The sequence below is a fragment of the Salinisphaera dokdonensis CL-ES53 genome (genome assembly GCF_040361215.1).
Taxonomy (GTDB): Bacteria; Pseudomonadota; Gammaproteobacteria; order Nevskiales; family Salinisphaeraceae; genus Salinisphaera; species Salinisphaera dokdonensis.
Map to the genome: position 1 here is coordinate 281,939 of NZ_APND01000002.1, position 16,460 is coordinate 298,398.

The 16,460-nt window shown below is 65.5% G+C and carries 16 protein-coding genes; 11 read left to right on the top strand and 5 right to left on the bottom strand.

The annotated features are described in order from the left end of the window. Positions 1–44 precede the first annotated feature (44 nt). Positions 45–926, top strand: a complete 882-nt coding sequence (locus SADO_RS07195; protein ID WP_353110481.1) for an alpha/beta fold hydrolase — start codon at positions 45–47, stop codon at positions 924–926. Between the two features lie 99 nt (positions 927–1,025). After that, positions 1,026–1,730 carry an SHOCT domain-containing protein gene (locus SADO_RS07200; protein ID WP_353110483.1) on the top strand — a complete coding sequence of 235 codons (705 nt, stop codon included), beginning with the start codon at positions 1,026–1,028 and terminating at the stop codon, positions 1,728–1,730. Between the two features lie 6 nt (positions 1,731–1,736). Here the strand turns inward: SADO_RS07200 and SADO_RS07205 are convergent, their stop codons facing one another. After that, positions 1,737–2,384, bottom strand: coding sequence for an endonuclease (locus SADO_RS07205; RefSeq protein WP_353110485.1), 648 nt, complete (start codon positions 2,382–2,384; stop codon positions 1,737–1,739). 140 nt (positions 2,385–2,524) lie between these two features. On the opposite strand from SADO_RS07205, the gene SADO_RS07210 reads away from it, so the two are divergent. The 3 genes from SADO_RS07210 to SADO_RS07220 all read left to right on the top strand — a co-directional run bounded on the left by SADO_RS07210 (position 2,525) and on the right by SADO_RS07220 (position 6,018). Continuing rightward, a complete protein-coding gene (locus SADO_RS07210; RefSeq protein WP_353110487.1) occupies positions 2,525–3,295 on the top strand; it encodes an SDR family oxidoreductase in 771 nt (256 codons plus the stop codon). A gap of 32 nt (positions 3,296–3,327) precedes the next feature. Further along, complete coding sequence (locus SADO_RS07215; protein ID WP_353110489.1) at positions 3,328–4,206, top strand: ketopantoate reductase family protein; 879 nt, start codon at positions 3,328–3,330, stop codon at positions 4,204–4,206. 312 nt (positions 4,207–4,518) lie between these two features. Further along, on the top strand, positions 4,519–6,018 hold the full coding sequence (locus SADO_RS07220) for a sensor domain-containing diguanylate cyclase (RefSeq protein WP_353110491.1): 1,500 nt from the start codon (positions 4,519–4,521) through the stop codon (positions 6,016–6,018). Between the two features lie 50 nt (positions 6,019–6,068). Here the strand turns inward: SADO_RS07220 and SADO_RS07225 are convergent, their stop codons facing one another. Together SADO_RS07225 and SADO_RS07230 are read right to left on the bottom strand one after the other, a co-directional pair. Continuing rightward, positions 6,069–7,568 (bottom strand): sodium:solute symporter family protein, encoded by a 1,500-nt coding sequence (locus SADO_RS07225; protein ID WP_353110493.1) that lies wholly within the window; start codon positions 7,566–7,568, stop codon positions 6,069–6,071. Between the two features lie 3 nt (positions 7,569–7,571). Continuing rightward, positions 7,572–7,847 (bottom strand): hypothetical protein, encoded by a 276-nt coding sequence (locus SADO_RS07230; RefSeq protein WP_353110494.1) that lies wholly within the window; start codon positions 7,845–7,847, stop codon positions 7,572–7,574. A 208-nt stretch (positions 7,848–8,055) separates the two neighbouring features. Between SADO_RS07230 and SADO_RS07235 the strand changes: the two genes are divergently transcribed. From SADO_RS07235 to SADO_RS07250, 4 genes are all read left to right on the top strand, one after another. Beyond that, the gene (locus tag SADO_RS07235; RefSeq protein WP_353110495.1) at positions 8,056–8,961 is read left to right on the top strand and encodes a LysR family transcriptional regulator; all 906 of its coding nucleotides are present in this window, start codon (positions 8,056–8,058) and stop codon (positions 8,959–8,961) included. Positions 8,962–9,078: 117 nt separating this feature from the next. Further along, entirely contained in the window at positions 9,079–10,329 is a 1,251-nt protein-coding gene (locus tag SADO_RS07240) for a CaiB/BaiF CoA transferase family protein (protein WP_353110497.1), read from the top strand. Then, on the top strand, positions 10,326–11,249 hold the full coding sequence (locus tag SADO_RS07245; protein ID WP_353110499.1) for a hydroxymethylglutaryl-CoA lyase: 924 nt from the start codon (positions 10,326–10,328) through the stop codon (positions 11,247–11,249). Before SADO_RS07240 ends, SADO_RS07245 begins: the two co-directional genes overlap by 4 nt. Before the next feature lie 118 nt (positions 11,250–11,367). After that, a complete protein-coding gene (locus SADO_RS07250; protein WP_353110501.1) occupies positions 11,368–12,120 on the top strand; it encodes an SDR family NAD(P)-dependent oxidoreductase in 753 nt (250 codons plus the stop codon). A 106-nt stretch (positions 12,121–12,226) separates the two neighbouring features. Here the strand turns inward: SADO_RS07250 and SADO_RS07255 are convergent, their stop codons facing one another. Both SADO_RS07255 and SADO_RS07260 read right to left on the bottom strand, forming a co-directional pair. Continuing rightward, the gene (locus tag SADO_RS07255) at positions 12,227–13,102 is read right to left on the bottom strand and encodes a glycine betaine ABC transporter substrate-binding protein (protein ID WP_353110503.1); all 876 of its coding nucleotides are present in this window, start codon (positions 13,100–13,102) and stop codon (positions 12,227–12,229) included. Positions 13,103–13,254: 152 nt separating this feature from the next. Then, positions 13,255–13,845 carry a helix-turn-helix domain-containing protein gene (locus SADO_RS07260; RefSeq protein WP_434547895.1) on the bottom strand — a complete coding sequence of 197 codons (591 nt, stop codon included), beginning with the start codon at positions 13,843–13,845 and terminating at the stop codon, positions 13,255–13,257. Between the two features lie 58 nt (positions 13,846–13,903). Here SADO_RS07260 and SADO_RS07265 point away from each other — a divergent pair, with 58 nt between their 5' ends. Further along, positions 13,904–14,815, top strand: coding sequence for an EamA family transporter (locus tag SADO_RS07265; RefSeq protein WP_353110507.1), 912 nt, complete (start codon positions 13,904–13,906; stop codon positions 14,813–14,815). A 191-nt stretch (positions 14,816–15,006) separates the two neighbouring features. Next, complete coding sequence (locus SADO_RS07270; RefSeq protein ID WP_353110509.1) at positions 15,007–16,437, top strand: MATE family efflux transporter; 1,431 nt, start codon at positions 15,007–15,009, stop codon at positions 16,435–16,437. Positions 16,438–16,460: the final 23 nt, after the last annotated feature.

Sequence of the window (16,460 nt, forward strand, 5' to 3'; positions counted from 1 at the left end):
TGGTCGGGTAGGCTGACTGCCATCACATTCGCCGGGACTGCACCATGACCACGACCGAAAACCGCATGATCACCACCGAACGCGGCGCGTTTAATGTGCGCCTGCGAGGCGATGCCGACGGCACGCCGGTAGTCCTGCTGCACGGCTGGCCGGAAAGCAGCTATTGCTGGCAGGGCGTGGCCGCGCACCTGCCCGACGATTATCGCCTGATCATGCCGGACCTGCGCGGTCTCGGTGACTCCGAACGTACCCTGGACGACAGCGCCTATACCAAGCAGTCACTGGCCGCCGACATGCTCGGCCTGCTCGACGAGCTCGGGGTCGAGACTTTCGCACTCGTCGGCCATGACTGGGGCGGCGCAACCGCCCAGGAGATGGCACTCGCCGCACCCGAACGCGTACAGCGGCTGGTGTTGATGAATATTCATGTCCTGCCCAATGCCCGCGGCAACCAGGCCGCACAGGACGTCATACGCCAGCGCGGCGCGCAGTCTCTCTGGTACCAGTTCTTCCAGGCCGCGCCGAACCTGCCGGAAGCGATGATTCCCGGCAACGAGGACGCCTGGCTCGGCCACTTCCTGCGGACCTGGAGCCGCGAGGGTTTTCCCGACGCGGCCTTCGACGAGTACGTGCGCTGCTATGCGATCGAGCACACGCCGGCGACCGGCGCAGCCTACTATCGCTGCTACAAGGCCGACACGGCACGCTGGGCCGAGATCGCCGGCACCCGTTTTGCCATGCCGGGGCTGTATATCTACGGCCGCCACGATCCGGTCATCATTCCGGCGTTTACCCAGCATCTCGACGATGTGTTCGACGATATCCGGCTGGAAGAGCTCGACGCTGCCCATTTCGTGCAGGAAGAGCGCCCGAGCGAAGTCGCGGCGCTGATCCAGGATTTTCTCAGCCCTGTTGCGGCCGGCTAAGTACAGTCACGCGACGTGCGATGTAAGCATTCGTCCGGATACCGGGGGACCATGACGGCTGCATAGACTCGTCGACACGACGTTGAGGAGGTCTGCGCCATGTCTGTTTCCACCGAATCGAATGCCCCCATTACCACCTTGTCCAAGCGCCACGGATTCAGTGAAGAAGCGGTGCGCCATATGGAGACGGCTGTCATCCAGGGCCACGGCAGCATGGCCGCCTTCGACCACCCCGAGTTCGGCGGCCCCGGGCAATGGATGCGCGGCGGTCTGCTGATGCTCAGCGATGCCTTCAACCACGAACTCAAGGCGCGCGTGGATGCGCTGTGCAACACGCTCTCCGGTCAGGTTCGGCTCGCGCCCGGCATGGCCTGGGGCACCGCAACGCAGAATTCCTGGTGGCCCGCAGAGTTGGGCGAACCCACCGCAACCGGCCAGCAGAACGATCTGCACTACGCCTACTTCGCCGATACGCAGCGGCTGGCCGTTCGTCGTGGCGACGAAGTCAGCGTGTACGACACCGGGGATCATCGTATCCAGGGTGTCTCGCAGCAGCACACCGATGGCCATTCGGCGGCGTGCTTCACCAGCCAGCATGGCCCGGTCGATTTGGCGAGCCTTCCGCGGGTGGCGAGCGAAAGCCGCTCGAACGTGAGCGATGAAGACTTGTCCACACCCACTGCGGCCGCCGCGTCACACGACGTATTCGACGCCATCGAGCGTCTAGGTGAGCTGCTTCAACGCGGCCTGCTTACCGAAAAAGAATTCGCGGACAAGAAACAGGCCCTGCTCGCGCGCATCTGATCCGCCTCAGCCTGCGCCGTCTCGAATCCTGTCGAAGTCGCCGGCCAACTGAGTGCGTACGATAGCCGCCACCAGGCGCGGAAAGATCTGCGCATCGACCAGACGGGCCAGGTCGCCGGCGCCCGTGGGCAGGCCGAGCCGCCCAGCCGCCTTGGCGGTCGCCTTGTCGATGAACGGATAGAACTCCGGCCACGCGGCCTGTACCTCACGCAGGAAAATACTGGCGCCCACTTCCCCGATGCCCTTGAAGCCCCGCAACTGTTCTAGCGCCAGACTGGCCTCACCGTTCGCCGCAGCGCGTAGACGGCGCAGATCGCCGCCGTATTCGTCGAGCAGACGCTCGTTCAAGACCTCAAGCTGCGTCGCGGTCCTTTCGTCGACACGGGCATAGCCGGCTTCGTTGAGCGCCGCCACGCGTTGCGACCACCGGCTGTTCGCCAACTTGTGAGGTGTGGTCCAACCCGCATCCGCCAACGCGCGAGCGCCGCGCATGGCGATATCCGCCTGTACCGGCGCGCCGGTAAGCATCGCAAGACAAAGCAGACGAAACAGCGGCGACGGCGTATTGCGTGCGACGCGTGCGCCCAGTTCGGCGGCGAAGGTACGCCCATGCGTTTCGAGCAGCGCAGCCACAATGATGTGTTGATGTGTCATCGACGAGCCAGCAAACAGTCAATGGCCACCTATTGTCTGCCCGAACGTGCCACGCGCCTACCCGTTATTGCCGGCTGGCATCACCCTCCGCCCGGTTTCGAGTAGCATCCATTGCCGACGAAACGACTCCCGAACAGCCCATGGCGAATGACAAGCGAGTACTGATCACTGGCGCGGCCGCCGGCATTGGCCGGGCCTCGGCACAGGCGTTTCTCGACGCCGGCTGGTTCGTCGGCGCGTTCGATGTGGATGAGCTTGGCGTGCGCGCCTGGGCCGATGCGGTCAGCGCCGATCGCGCCTGCGCGGGGCGCCTGGATGTGACCGATAGCCATCAATGGCATTCGGCCATAGCGAAGTTCGAAGCGGCCGCCGGCGGGCTCGACGTACTGGTCAACAACGCGGGTGTTCTCGTCGATGGCGCCTTCGAGACGCAAGCCCCCGAGGCGCACCGGCGGATCGTCGAGGTCAACGTCACCGGCACCATGAACGGCTGCCACGCTGCCAAGGCCGCACTGACTGCCAGCGGCGGGCGCGTGATCAACATGTCGTCGGCCTCGGCGCTGTTCGGCCAGCCCTATCTGGCCAGCTATTCGGCGAGCAAGTTCGCGGTTCGTGGCCTGACCGAGGCGCTGCATGTGGAATGGGCGCCGGCAGGCGTAAAGGTCTGCGATGTGATGCCGCTTTTCGTGCGCACTGCGATGGTCAACGAGATGACCGCCGTACCCGCCCTGCAACGCCTCGGCGTAAAACTCACGCCTGCAGACGTCGCGCGGGTGATCCTGCGCGCGGCCACCGCCCGCCGCCCCCGTATCCACTACACGGTCGGCCCGCGCACGGCTGCCATGAAGCTGATGCTCCGGCTCAGCCCCGATCGTATCGCCGCTGCCGTGAACGCATCCATCGGCCGCTAGGCTTGTTGCGATGATCGCCCCGTTTACTCGTCGTGCCTGAGGTTCAGCCGCCGCACTGGGTTCTGGTCGGCGCCGGCCATATCGGCACGCTGGCGGCCGCCTACCTGCGGGCCGCCGGGCATGGCGTCACCGTCATCCGCCGCGCAGCGGCCGCGCCTATCGACACCACGCTGATCTTCGCCGATGGGCGCGGTACGCAACGCCTGCGCCTGCCGGTCACCACGCCGGAATCAATCGCAAAGCCGATTACGTATCTCCTGGTGGCCTGCAAAACGCCGTATACCGAGGCCGCGGTCTCGCCGCTGCGGCTGGCCGATACGGCAACGGTCGTACGCCTGCAAAACGGCATCGGCAGTCTCGACAATCTGCTGCCCGGCGGCGCGCGGCTCATCGATGCGGTCACGACCAGCGCAGTCAAAGGCACGCCGGAACGCCACGAGGTCGTCGCGGAGAACGCCACCTGGTTCGGCGATGGCGGCGCAGCGCCGCAATGGTTCGAAGGGCTGGCCCGACACTGGCCGCATCTGGAATGGACCGGCGCGATCCGCCAACGGCAATGGCAGAAGCTCGTTGCCAACGCCGCGATCAATCCGCTCACCGCGCTCCACGATGTGCCCAACGGACAGCTGCTCGAAGACGAGACACTGCACGCGCGAATGGCGGCCATCGTGCGCGAGGCCGACAATCTGCTGACCGCGCTCGATAGCGACTGGCCGGGCGATTCGCTGGCCTCGGTCGAGGCCGTCGCGCGAGCCACGGCCGGCAATACCTCTTCGATGCGTGCGGACGTGCAACGCGGCGCGACGACCGAGATCGACGCCATCAACGGCTGGCTTCTGGAGCAAGGCGCACGCCTGGGCGTCGACCTGCCGATCAATCGCGAGGTCTGCTCCGCTCTATGGGAGCGCTGAGCTTGGGCATCGCCGGGCCAACACTACGCTACTGGCCGCCGCGCACCCTAAAAAATCGGGGCCTCTGGCCGATGATATCCGTAGCGGGGCTAGCTCCCGTTCGATTCCCGGGCCGTATCGATCGGCGCCGATTGCAGAACGGGCTGGCACCGCATCAGATCGGGCGCACCCACTGACGTCATGTCCGCCGGGGCGTTGTCCGGCGAAGAGACGGCCGATGTGCCGTAGTGAGCGGATATTCCGGCGGACGAAAGACCGCCTTCATGCCGGGCGGTCTCGAGAGCGAGGCGCCTGCTCGACAGACGCGATCGAATGAACAAGACAATCGAGAACCAGCTTCGCCTGTGCCCCACCCTGCCGACGATTTCCAGCGTGGCGCTACGTATCATCGAGATCGGCCGCGACCCGGACATCGACCTGCGCGAAGTCGCCCAGCTGCTGTCCAACGACCCGGCGCTGGCCACCAAGACATTGCGCGTGGCCAACTCGCCCTTGTACATGCGCGGCCGCCAGGCGCGTAATCTGCATCAGGCCGTCACGGTGCTCGGCCTCAATGCCACGGTCAGCGTGGCCCTGAGCTTTTCGCTGGGCACCTGCCTGCGCGATATTCGCGAATCCGGTATCGACCTGGATCGCTACTGGCGGCGCGCCCTGCTGTCCGCGCTAGCCGCCCGCCTGCTGGGCAATGCGCATGGCATCTTCGTCAAGGAAGAGCTGTTCCTCGCCGGCCTGCTGCAGGATCTCGGCATGCTCGCGCTCGATTCGGCGATGCCCAAGGAATACGGCGTACTCAAACCGTTCGTCGACGACCACGAATCGTTTCCGGCGCGCGAAAGAGCCGCCATCGACGTCGACCATTGCGAAGCCGGCGAATGGCTGATGAAGGAATGGGGCCTGCCCGAATACCTGACGCTGGCGACGCGCGGCAGCCATGACCTGCGTGACGTGGACGCGCCGGAAGACCTGCACACCTTCATCGGCTGTGTGACGGTCTCCGGCCGTATGGCCGAGATCTATCTCGCCGAGGATCAGCAGAAAGCCACCGCCGACGCCGTGCGAGCCGCGCGCGATTTCCTGGGCATGTCGCCTGAGCAGATCAGCGACGTACTCACCCAGATGGCCGAGGAACTGCCCGAGGTGGAGTCGCTGTTCGAAATGACAGTGCTGTCGGCCACCCAGGCACTGGGCCTGACCGACCAGGCCCGCGAACTGCTGGCCACCCGCAACCTGCAACTGCTGCGCTCGGCCACCGAGTTGCAGGAACGCGAACTGGAGTTCAAGAAACAGGCACACCGGCTTGATCATATCGCCCGCCAGGATGCGCTCACCGGCATATACAACCGCCGGCACTTCGACGAGAGTTTTGCCGAGCGTTTCAGCCAGGCAGTCGCTGCCGGGCACGAACTCAGCCTTGCCTATCTCGACCTGGATCATTTCAAAGCCATCAATGACCAGCACGGCCACCCGGTCGGCGACGAAATTCTCGTCAAGGTCGCCGAACGCATACAGCGCCAGTTGCGCCAGGACGATCTGTTCGCCCGCTACGGCGGCGAGGAGTTCGTGCTTCTGCTGCCCGCGATTGGTCCGAAGGCCGCACAGAAGATTCTCGACCGGATCCGTGACGGCGTCGAAAAGCTCCAATACCCGCTGGAGTCGGGCGCCGTGCTCTCGGTCACCCTGTCGGCCGGCATCGCGTCATACCCGCTGGGCCCGCGAAAGTACGAAACGCCCGACGCCCTGATGCAGGCAGCAGATGACGCGCTCTATCGCGCCAAGCAGAAAGGCCGCAATCGCGTGGTGTCTGCCGCCTAGCCTCGGCCGAGCCACCGGTACCCGCGCCAGCGGCCGGCGGCACGCACCCGCTAGTATTCGCCGATCACCTCGACCGCGTGCTCATGCTCATCGCGGCTCACGCCGACGAGCAGGCTGCCAATTACGCAGACGGCCACGTTGAGCGACAGCCCCCAGAGCCCGCTGAAAACGCCCAGCGGCTTCCAGCCGGCGAAGGTCATGGTCGAGGCGAGCAGCGTACCGGCGAGCATGCCGATGAACACCGCGCGGCTGTTCAGCCGGCTCCAGTACAGGCCCAGCACCAGGGCCGGTGCGGCCTGAATGAGCAGCTCGAACTTCAGCACGAAGATCTGATACAGCGTGGACGGCGGATACCAGGCGATGATCACGAGCACCACCACTGCAACCAACCCTACGAGCTTGCCGACCAGGATCTTGCGGTGTTCCTCGGCCTGCGGATCGACATAACGCCCGTACAGATCGTTCGACACGATCGACGAGAACGTGAGCAGCACGGAGTCCGCGGTCGACACGATCGCTGCAATCACGCCGCCGAACAGCAGAATCATCGCCCAGTAGAACACCGGGTGTTCGAGCGCCAGAGCGTTGGCGATACGCCCGACCAACTGCTCGGACTCGCCCGTGGTCAGCCCCGGAAAGGCAGCGATCCCGATGATGCCCACCAGAAACACCACGCCGGCGGTGATGAACGGCATATAGGCCATACGGATGAACGAGCGCTTCAAAGTAGCCTCGCTCCTAGCCGAGAAGATGCGTTGTACGGCATGCGGATACACCGCCGCACCGATACCCACGAGCGCGAGCAGGCTGAACCAGTGTGCCAGGCCGCCGGTGTCCGGCGCGCCGAGCTTCTCCGGCGCCTGCGTGCGCATGACTTCCGCAGCAGCCGACGGACCGCCGAAATACATGATCGAGCCGACCAGCAGCATGAACACGCCAAACAACAGGGCGATGCCCTGGATGGTGTCGGTATAGGCCACCGAGCGCATGCCGCCCAGCCAGCTGTACGCGACCATGATCACGATGAAGAACACCACCCCGACCTGGTAGGGAATGGTGCCGCCCGTCAGTCCGGACACGCCCTGGCCGATCGCCACGAACTGCTCGAGCAGATAGTTGCCCAGCGCATAGAGCATCAGCGTGGCCGCCAGAATCGTCACCGCCTTGGACTTGAAACGGATATCGATCCAATCCACCGGCGTGAGCAGGGAAAAACGCCGCCCCAGCGCGTACAGCCGCGGCGCGAAGAACAGATAAACCGCGATGATCATGATGAAGAACGGCACCGACACCAGATACTGGTAGCCGATGCGATACGCCGTCGGCGGATAGCCGACCACCGTATTGCCGGAATACTGGGTCGCGAAGAAGGTGAAGAACAGCACCATCACGCCCAGCCCACGACCGCCGAGATAGTACTCGTCCAGGCTTTCGTGGATGTTGCGATTACGCAGGAACGTGATCAGCCCCACTGCGAGCATGAGCCCGCCGTAGGCCAACAGGACAACGATGCCGGAGGTGCCGCCAAATGCGAGTTCTACAGACTCCATCGATCAGCCCTCCTCTCGGTCGTGGCCGTGGCTGTAGCCGGGGTCGTGGCTGGAGTCTTCGTCGGCGCCCATGTCCCACTGGCAGCACACGACCCAGGTCACGAACACCGACAGCGCGAGCGACGCCGCAAGAATGATCCAGGCCCAGTACGGCACGCCCCAGATCAGCGGCTCGAACGAGCCCGCGGGGAAATACCAGGGGTTGATGGCGGCAAAGACCGCGACGAACACGATCCAGACGAGCGGGCTTTTCACCGGCTCTTTCGACTTGCGTTTCACGTTGCTCCTCCTGCTTCGACATCGGCACGGCGGGCCAGCCCCTGCGGCGCGCCAGACGGGTTCGGCTTGACCTGTTGGATCGGTCGCGCTGTCATGCTTGTGCCGTCGCCCGTGCCGCAGCATGACCGGCACCAGCGGCGGGCGACAATCAAGCAATCTGAAAGGGTGACTTCGTGAATCACGAAACCTCGAGCGCCGCACGGTGCCCATGAAGCGTCTCGACCTGGTCAGCCTGCGGCTGTTCGTGTCCATCGCCGATGCCCGCAGCCTCACCGGCGCGGCGACGCGCGAACACATGGCACTGGCCGCGGTAAGCAAGCGCGTGCGCGATCTCGAGGCGCAACTGGACACCGCGCTGCTCTATCGCCGCCCGCGCGGTGTCGAACTCACACCGGCCGGCGATGCACTGCTCCACCATGCCCGCACGGTGCTCGCCGATATCGACAGTCTGCAGGCCGAGCTCAGCGAATACAGCCGCGGCGTGCGCGGGCATGTGCGCATCCATGCCAACACCTCGGCAATCATCGAATTCCTGCCCGAGGATCTGGCGCTGTTCGCCCGCGAGCACCCGGAAATCAAGATCGATCTGCAGGAGCACGTCAGCACCGAAGCCATCCATGCCGTACGCGAAGGCCTCACGGACATCGGCATCTTCGCCAATACCCCAACCGTCGAAGGGTTGCAGGTCTTCCCCTACCGCGAAGATCGCCTGGTGCTGGTCGTACCCGATGGCCATGCGCTCGCCGCGCAGGAGCGCGTGTCGCTGATGAACGCCTTGCCCTACGATTTCATCGGCCTGCAGCACGACGCCTCGCTCTACGGGCTGGTCGCCAAGGCCGCGCGAGAGAGCGGCGCGCGGCTGCGCATGCGGATCCAGGTCCGCAGTTTCGAGGGCATCTGCCGCATGATCGCCCACGACATGGGCGTAGGCGTGTTACCGATCAAGGCCGTGACCCACCTCAGCGGTTTACCGCTGACCGCGGTCGAGCTTACTGACGACTGGGCGCGGCGCATGCTCTATCTCGGCGTGCGTGATTACGACGCGCTGTCGGTGATCGCCCGCGAGATGGTCGACCACCTCACCCGTGAACCCGCACTCGATGCACCGGCCTGATCGCGCGCCTACGCCAATCACGAACCCTGGATGCGCGATCGGATGATTGTCGGCCGCAGATCGTCTCACTAGGCTCGATCCATTCGCCCTACGGCTTACCCATCCAGGACCGACGCCATGAACCGTGCCGAATCCACCGCCGACGCGACCCAGCCAATGGCCCTCCAGGGGCTGAAGGTGCTGGAACTCGGCCAGCTGATCGCCGGCCCCTTCGCCACCAAACTGCTGGGCGAGTTCGGCGCCGACGTGATCAAGATCGAGCCGCCGGGCACCGGCGACCCGCTACGCCGCTGGCGCGTGATGCGCGGCGACACCTCGCTGTGGTGGCATGTCCAGACACGCAACAAACGATCGGTGTCACTCGATCTCAAGTCCGAAGAAGGCCAGGACATCGTCAAACGCTTGGTCGCCGAGGCCGACATCGTGGTCGAGAACTTCAGCCCCGGCCGGCTGGAGAAATGGGGCCTGGGCTGGGACGAACTCTCCGCCATCAACCCGGCCCTGATCATGGTGCGCATCTCCGGCTACGGCCAGACCGGGCCGTATCGCGACCTGCCGGGCTTCGGCGTGATCGGCGAAGCCATGGGCGGGCTGCGCTACCTGTCCGGCCACCCCGGCGAGTCGTCGGTGCGTGTGGGTATCTCGATCGGCGATTCGCTGTCGGCGCTCTACGGCGTGATCGGTGCCCTGCTTGCCTTGCAGGAACGTCGGCATAGCGGCAAGGGTCAGTACATCGACGTCGCACTCTATGAGTCTGTGTTCGCGATGATGGAATCGCTGATTCCCGAATACGACGGCGCCGGCGTCATCCGCGAGCCCAGCGGCAGCGCCCTGCCCGGCATCACGCCGTCGAATGCGTACCGCTGCGCAGATGGCACGGAAGTGCTGATCGCAGGCAATGGCGATTCCATCTTCAAGCGCCTGATGCAGGCGATCGGGCGCGATGATCTCGCCGACGATCCGGACCTCGAACACAACGACGGACGCAGCCAGCAGGCCGCGCGTATCGACGGCGCGATCAACGACTGGACCCGCGAACGCGACCGCGAAGCCGTGCTGGAAACGCTGGAAGCCGCACGCGTGCCCTGCGGACGACCGTACAACGCCAAGGACATCGTCGAGGACCCGCACTACGCCGCACGCCAGATGCTCCAGACCATCACCACCGACGACGGCGACGAACTGAAAGTGCCGGCCGTGCTGCCACGGCTGTCGCGTACGCCGGGCCGTATCGGCGGCGGCGGCCCGCGCCTGGGCGCGCATACCCAGGACGTGCTCGACGAGCTGGGCATCGACCGCGACACGCAGGCCAGGCTGCGCGAGGCCGGCGTACTCTACGAAGACGACCGCAAGGGAGGCGCCTCATGAGTGCACGGGTTTTCATCAACGAGGTCGCCCCGCGCGACGGCTTCCAGATCGAGCGCGACTTCGTGCCCACGGCCGACAAGATCGCGCTGATCGACGACCTGTCGCCGCTGGGCTTCGCAAAGATCGAGACCACCTCTTTCACATCGCCGAAGGCGATCCCCAATCTCGCCGACGCCGGCGAAGTCATGGCGGGCATCCAGCGCCAACCCGGCGTCGATTACGTCGCCCTGATTCCCAACGAGAAGGGCGTCGAGCGCGCCCTGGCCTGCGGCACCGACGAACTGAACTTCGTCATGTCCGCAAGCGACAGCCACGGCCGCGCCAACCTGCGCATGACCGCCGACCAGTCGCTGGAGCGCTTCGAGCGCATGACCGATCTGGCCGCCGGCGGCGGCGCGTTTATCAACGCCTCGATCTCGACCGCATTCGGCTGTCCGTTCGAGGGCGACGTCCGTCCCGAGCGGGTACTGGAAATCGTGGCGCGCCTGGCCGCGATCGGCATCCAGGGCGTATCGCTGTGCGATACCACCGGCATGGCCAACCCGCGCCAGGTGGCCGAACTCTGCGAGGCCGTGCTGACACGCCAGCCGAAGCTGTCGCTGACCGTACACCTGCACAACACGCGCGGCATGGGGCTGGCCAACGCCCTCGCCGCCTACCAGTCCGGCGTGATGCGTTTCGATGCCGCGCTCGGTGGTCTCGGCGGCTGCCCGTTCGCGCCGGGCGCGAGCGGCAACGTGTGCACCGAAGATCTCGTGCATATGTTCGAGCAGATGAGTGTGGATACGGGTGTCGATCTCGACGGGCTGCTCAAGGTCGCGGAAGGCCTCCCCGCGATCGTTGGCCACGACGTTCCCGGACAGGTGTTCAAAGCCGGCACGTCGCAACGCCGCTACGCGCTGCCCGAGGCCGCGCGCTGAGCACGGCGGCTGCGGCGGCGATACACCGGCCTGGCCACGATGCGCTAACGTAGCGTCCGGAACGACGACCGCTAACCAACCGCCGTCGCAGCCTTATTTAGCGCAGGAGCCGATCATCGTGGACACGCATCTTTCCGGCCGTCGGGCCGTTATCACCGGCGGCAGCCGCGGTATCGGCCTTGCCATCGCCAACGCGCTCGCGGCCGAAGGCGTGCATATCTCGATCTGTGGGCGCGGTGCCGACACGCTGGAGGCCGCGCGTGCCGAGTTGGCGGCTCACGGCACGACCGTGCATGCGGCAGTCTGCGACGTAGCCGATGCCGCCGCGATCGAAGGCTATGTGGCTGAGGCCGCAGCCGCGCTCGGCGGTATCGACATCCTAGTCAACAACGCGTCCGGCTTCGGTCCCGGCGACAGCGAGGAGGGTTGGCAGAAAAGCATCAACGTGGACCTGCTCGGTACCATTCGCGCCACGCGCACCGCGCGGCCCTGGCTGGCGCAGAGCGAACAGGCGAGCATCATCCATATCGCCTCGATCGCCGGCCAGGCGGCCTCGGCACGCACCGCGGCCTATGGCGCGATCAAGGCCGCGCTGATTCAGTACACCCAGTCGCAGGCCTCGGAGATGGCCGGCGAACGCATCCGCGTGAACGCCATCGCCCCCGGCTCGATCGATTTCCCCGGCGGGCTCTGGCAGCAGCGCAAGGAAAACAACCCGGCGATCTATGACGCCACGCTGGCCACGATTCCCTTCGGACGTTTCGGCAAACCGGAAGAGATAGCCAACACGGCAGTCTTTCTCGCCTCGCCGCTGGCTTCATGGATCACCGGCCAGACCGTGACCGTGGACGGCGGTCAGCTGCTTCGATAACCCGGCCGCGCGGCCAAGGCTGACCTCGACTCATCGAAGCGTCGCCAGCCGACGCCGGCCACCACGGGGTGATAGCACCCGTGGCGGCCAACACTGAAAAGCCGACTCAGTCGCCTTCGAGCCAACTCTCGATCAGATCGGGATGCTCCTCGATGAAGGTCTGGGCAGCCTCGTCATAAGAGGTGCGTTCGGCCTCGGCGAGCATCGGGTTGATCTGGTCGAGCTCGAACGACATCCGGCGAATGAAGTCGGTGATCTCGGGCTCGGTCTCGACGAGCGTCGGATTGGCGATGGCGTCGACATACTCCTCGCCGCCCAGCGAGCCCTTGGGATCCTCGATATAGCGCAGATCGAAGCGTTCCCATTTCCAGTGCGGGCTCCAGCCGGTGACCACGATCCATTCCTCGTTCTCGATCGCACGCTTGAGGGCAGCGGTCATCGCCGGGCCGCTGGCGGTGATCAAGCGGTAGTCGTCGAGCGCATAGTCGTCGACGACCTTGTTCGACAGCTTCATCAGCCCGGCGCCGGCGCTGATGCCCTGGATCTTGTGGTTCAGGCGCTCGGCGACTTCCGGCTTCTTGAGATCCTCGATACTGTCGAGCTGATCGGCAGGCACGTAATCCGGCACCACCCAGCCCAGCTTCGCGCCGGTGTAGATCGTACCCAGATTGACCACGTCGTCCTTTACGCGCTCCATGTAATCCGCATGCGTGGCCGGCAGCCAGGCGGCGAGAAACATCGCGCGATCGTCGCGTGCGGTGCCCACGAACGACACGCCCACCGACACCGGCTTCAGCTCTACCGGCGTATCGAAATGCTCCTCGATAAGATCGCGGGCGACCCGGCTCATGGCCTCGTCGGCGGCATAGTTATCGGTATAGATGGTGATCGGCTCGTTGGCCGCCATGGCCGGACTGGCCAGACTGGCCAGCGCCAGCACGGCCAGTGCGGCGGCTGCGATACGCGAAGCGACATACGTCATTTCGGTCCCCTTGGTTGTCGATTCATCGAATGAAACCCGGCCCTCGCGCGTAGCGCACTGTCGCGCATCGCGAAACGGGCCAGCGCGCTACCGTACCAAGCCCGGCGTCTGGCCGCCGCCTGCCGCGGCTCGCGCTAACCGTTCCGCAGTAGCTAGTAGATGACGTTGCGGATGAAGGTCAGCGGTACGTCGGTTTCATTGGCGTAGGCGTGCTCGCGGTCGCTGGTGAACACGTGGAAATCGCCGGCGGCGATGGTGTGCGACTGGCCTTCGACAAACAGCGTGAGGGTGCCGGCCGTCACAACCAGCATCTCCTGCCAACCGGCCGGGTCGGCCGGCGATTCGTAGCGCTCGCCGGGCGCGAGCGACCAGGCCCAGAGCTCGACCTCGTTGCGCGCCGGCTTGCTCGCCAGCAGCCGCGCGTGGCTGTCGGGATGCGCGCCCGCCCAGGCCAGTTCATCGATACGCGCCGAATCCTCGGTCTCCGGCGGCTGAACCAGGGCATAGAACAGCACGCCCAGCGCCTCGGCGATGCGATCGAGCGTGTTGAGACTGACGTTTACATCGCCCTTCTCGATATTGACGAGCATGCGGCGACTCACCTGGGCGGCGTCTGCAAGCGCCTGCTGGCTCAGGCGCGCATCGCGGCGTAGCCGGTGCACATTGCCCGCCACGTGCACGAGCACGTTCGGCCGCTCGTTGTCTTTGTGCAATATATTGCTCATTCGCTGATTTTGAGCCATCATCCGCGCCGCTGGCGAGCCTCCACTCTGCACGCCGGCGTGTCGACGAGTATGTGTGATGACGGCCTATAACTCATCCGTGACCTCATCCTTGCGGGCGCGCCTGTTGCCAATCGGCCTGCTGCTGATCGCCATGGCCTGTATCCAGGGCGGCGCGTCTCTGGCCGCGTCGCTGTTTCCCGCGATCGGCCCGGCGGCGACGACCTCGCTGCGCCTGATCATCGCGGCGATCATCGTGCTCACGCTGTTCCGCCCGTGGCGCTGGCATGTCGCGGGGCCGGACTGGATCAATATCGCGATCTACGGCGCGGCGCTGGGGATCATGAACTTCCTGTTCTACCAGGCGCTGGCGCATATTCCGCTGGGCATTGCGGTGGCGTTGGAGTTCACCGGGCCGTTGATGGTCGCGCTGCTGTCCTCCAAACGCCGGCTCGATCTGCTCTGGGTGGTCATCGCAATCGCGGGCCTCGCCGTGCTGCTCGGCAACGGACATGGCGACGATGGTGGCTCGCTCGATCTTTACGGCGTGCTCTGCGCCCTGGGTGCCGGCGGCTGCTGGGCGACCTATATCCTGTTCGGCCAGAAGGCCGGTGAAGTGAATGGCATGCAGAGTGCGGTCTGGGGCATCACCATCGCGGCAGTGATTGTCGCGCCGGTCGGGCTCGTCGGCGCCGAGGTGGCGACGCTTCTGCAGCCGCACATCCTGCTGTTTGCCGCGGGCGTTGCGGTGTTGTCGACCGCGTTGCCTTATACGCTGGAAATGGTCGCCCTACCGCGTCTTCCCACCCAGACCTTTGGCACGCTGATGAGCCTGGAGCCTGCGTTCGGCGCGCTCTCCGGCCTGCTGTTTCTGGGCCAGGCGCTGAGCCTGCTGCAATGGCTCGCCATCGCGGCGGTCATCACGGCGTCGATTGGCACAACCATCACAGGCCGCTCGAACGAACCGGTCGAGGCGCCCTATCCGGGCTGAGCCCGGCCAGGCCTGCCGCACCCTGCGTAACAACAGGCCAGTACATCCGCGATAGACTCGCCGCCCTGATCGCCGACCGCTTCCCGGCAACACCGATAGCCTGCCATCGCATCGGCCCGTCTTCCTGACGGACATGCTGCAGGCTGATGTCGCCGAGCCGCGGTCGAATCCATCCGCAAGGCCGATCTGTTTTGTCGTTCATTCGCCACGCCAAACTCCGTCGAATCGAAAGTGCCCGCCTGCTCTGGCTGGCGCTGCCGATTCTCGGCGCCCAGCTCGCCCAGGTGGCGATGGGCACGGTCGACGTGGCGATGACCGGCCATGCCAGCGCGCGCGATCTGGCGGCCGTGTCGATCGGTTCCAGCCTGTGGCTGCCGCTGGTGCTGTTCATGATCGGCACGCTCATGGGTCTGACGCCAATCGTGGCCCAGCACGTCGGCGCGCGGCGTTTCGCTGCGATTCGCCCGGCGGTGCATCAGGCGCTGTGGGTCGCGGCCGTGCTCGGCTTGCTGTGCGCCGTCGGTATTCGTGTACTCGCGCCGCCGGTGTTCGCCTTCATGTCGGTGCCAGACGACGTGGCCCCACTGGCGTTGCGCTATCTCGACGGCGTCGCACTGGGCCTGCCGGCGATCGCCCTCTACGAAACCCTGCGTTTCTATTCCGACGGCATGGGCCATACGCGGGCGTCGCTGCAGTTCGCACTGCTCGGGCTGGCAGTGAACATGGTCAGCAACTATGTGCTGATCTATGGCGGCGACGGGCTGGTCGCATTGTTCGGCGCGTACGTGCCCGAGGCGCTGCAGGCCATGCCGGCACGCGGGGCAGCCGGTTGCGGTATTGCGACGGCCATCTCGATGTGGTCGATGTTCATCGCCATGCTGATCTATACCCGTTTCTCGACGGCTTACACGCGGGCGCGGTTCGGCGCGGCCTTCGCCTGGCCTTCGGCTGCACCGATCGGCGAGCTGCTGCGCGTCGGCCTGCCGGTGGGCGTGGCGATCTTTGCCGAGGTGTCGCTGTTCACGGCGATCGCGCTGTTCCTGGCCGGCTACGGCGAGATCGTGATCGCAGCACATACGGTGGCGCTGAACTTCAGCTCCGTACTGTTCATGCTGCCGCTATCGCTGGGCATGGCGCTGACCGTGCGCGTGGGCCAGGCACTCGGCCGCGGCAAGCTGCGCCATGCGCGTTTCGTGGCCTTCAACGGCGTGGCCTGCGCGCTGGCGGCAGCGTTCGTGATCGACCTGATCATCGTGCTGGGCGGACCATTCGCCGTCTCGCTCTACACAGGCAACCCTGCAGTCCAGCGGCTCGCCATCGAACTGTTGCTCATCGCTACGCTTTATCAGTTCTCCGATGCGCTGCAGGTAAGCATTGCCGGCGCCCTGCGCGGCTACAAGGACACGCGCATCATCATGGTCGTCACGCTGGCGTCCTACTGGGGCGTGGGCATGGGGCTGGGCAACCTGCTCGGCCGCGGGGTCTCCGGCGCATTCGAAGGGCTCGGCGTTTACGGCTACTGGATCGGGCTGATCGCAGGCTTGAGCGTGGCCGCCGCGCTGCTGGGCTTGCGGCTGGTGCGCGTGTCGCGTCTGCAGCGGTTCTCGGCATCCGGGCCGTAAAGCGCGACCGGCTGTAACGCCGA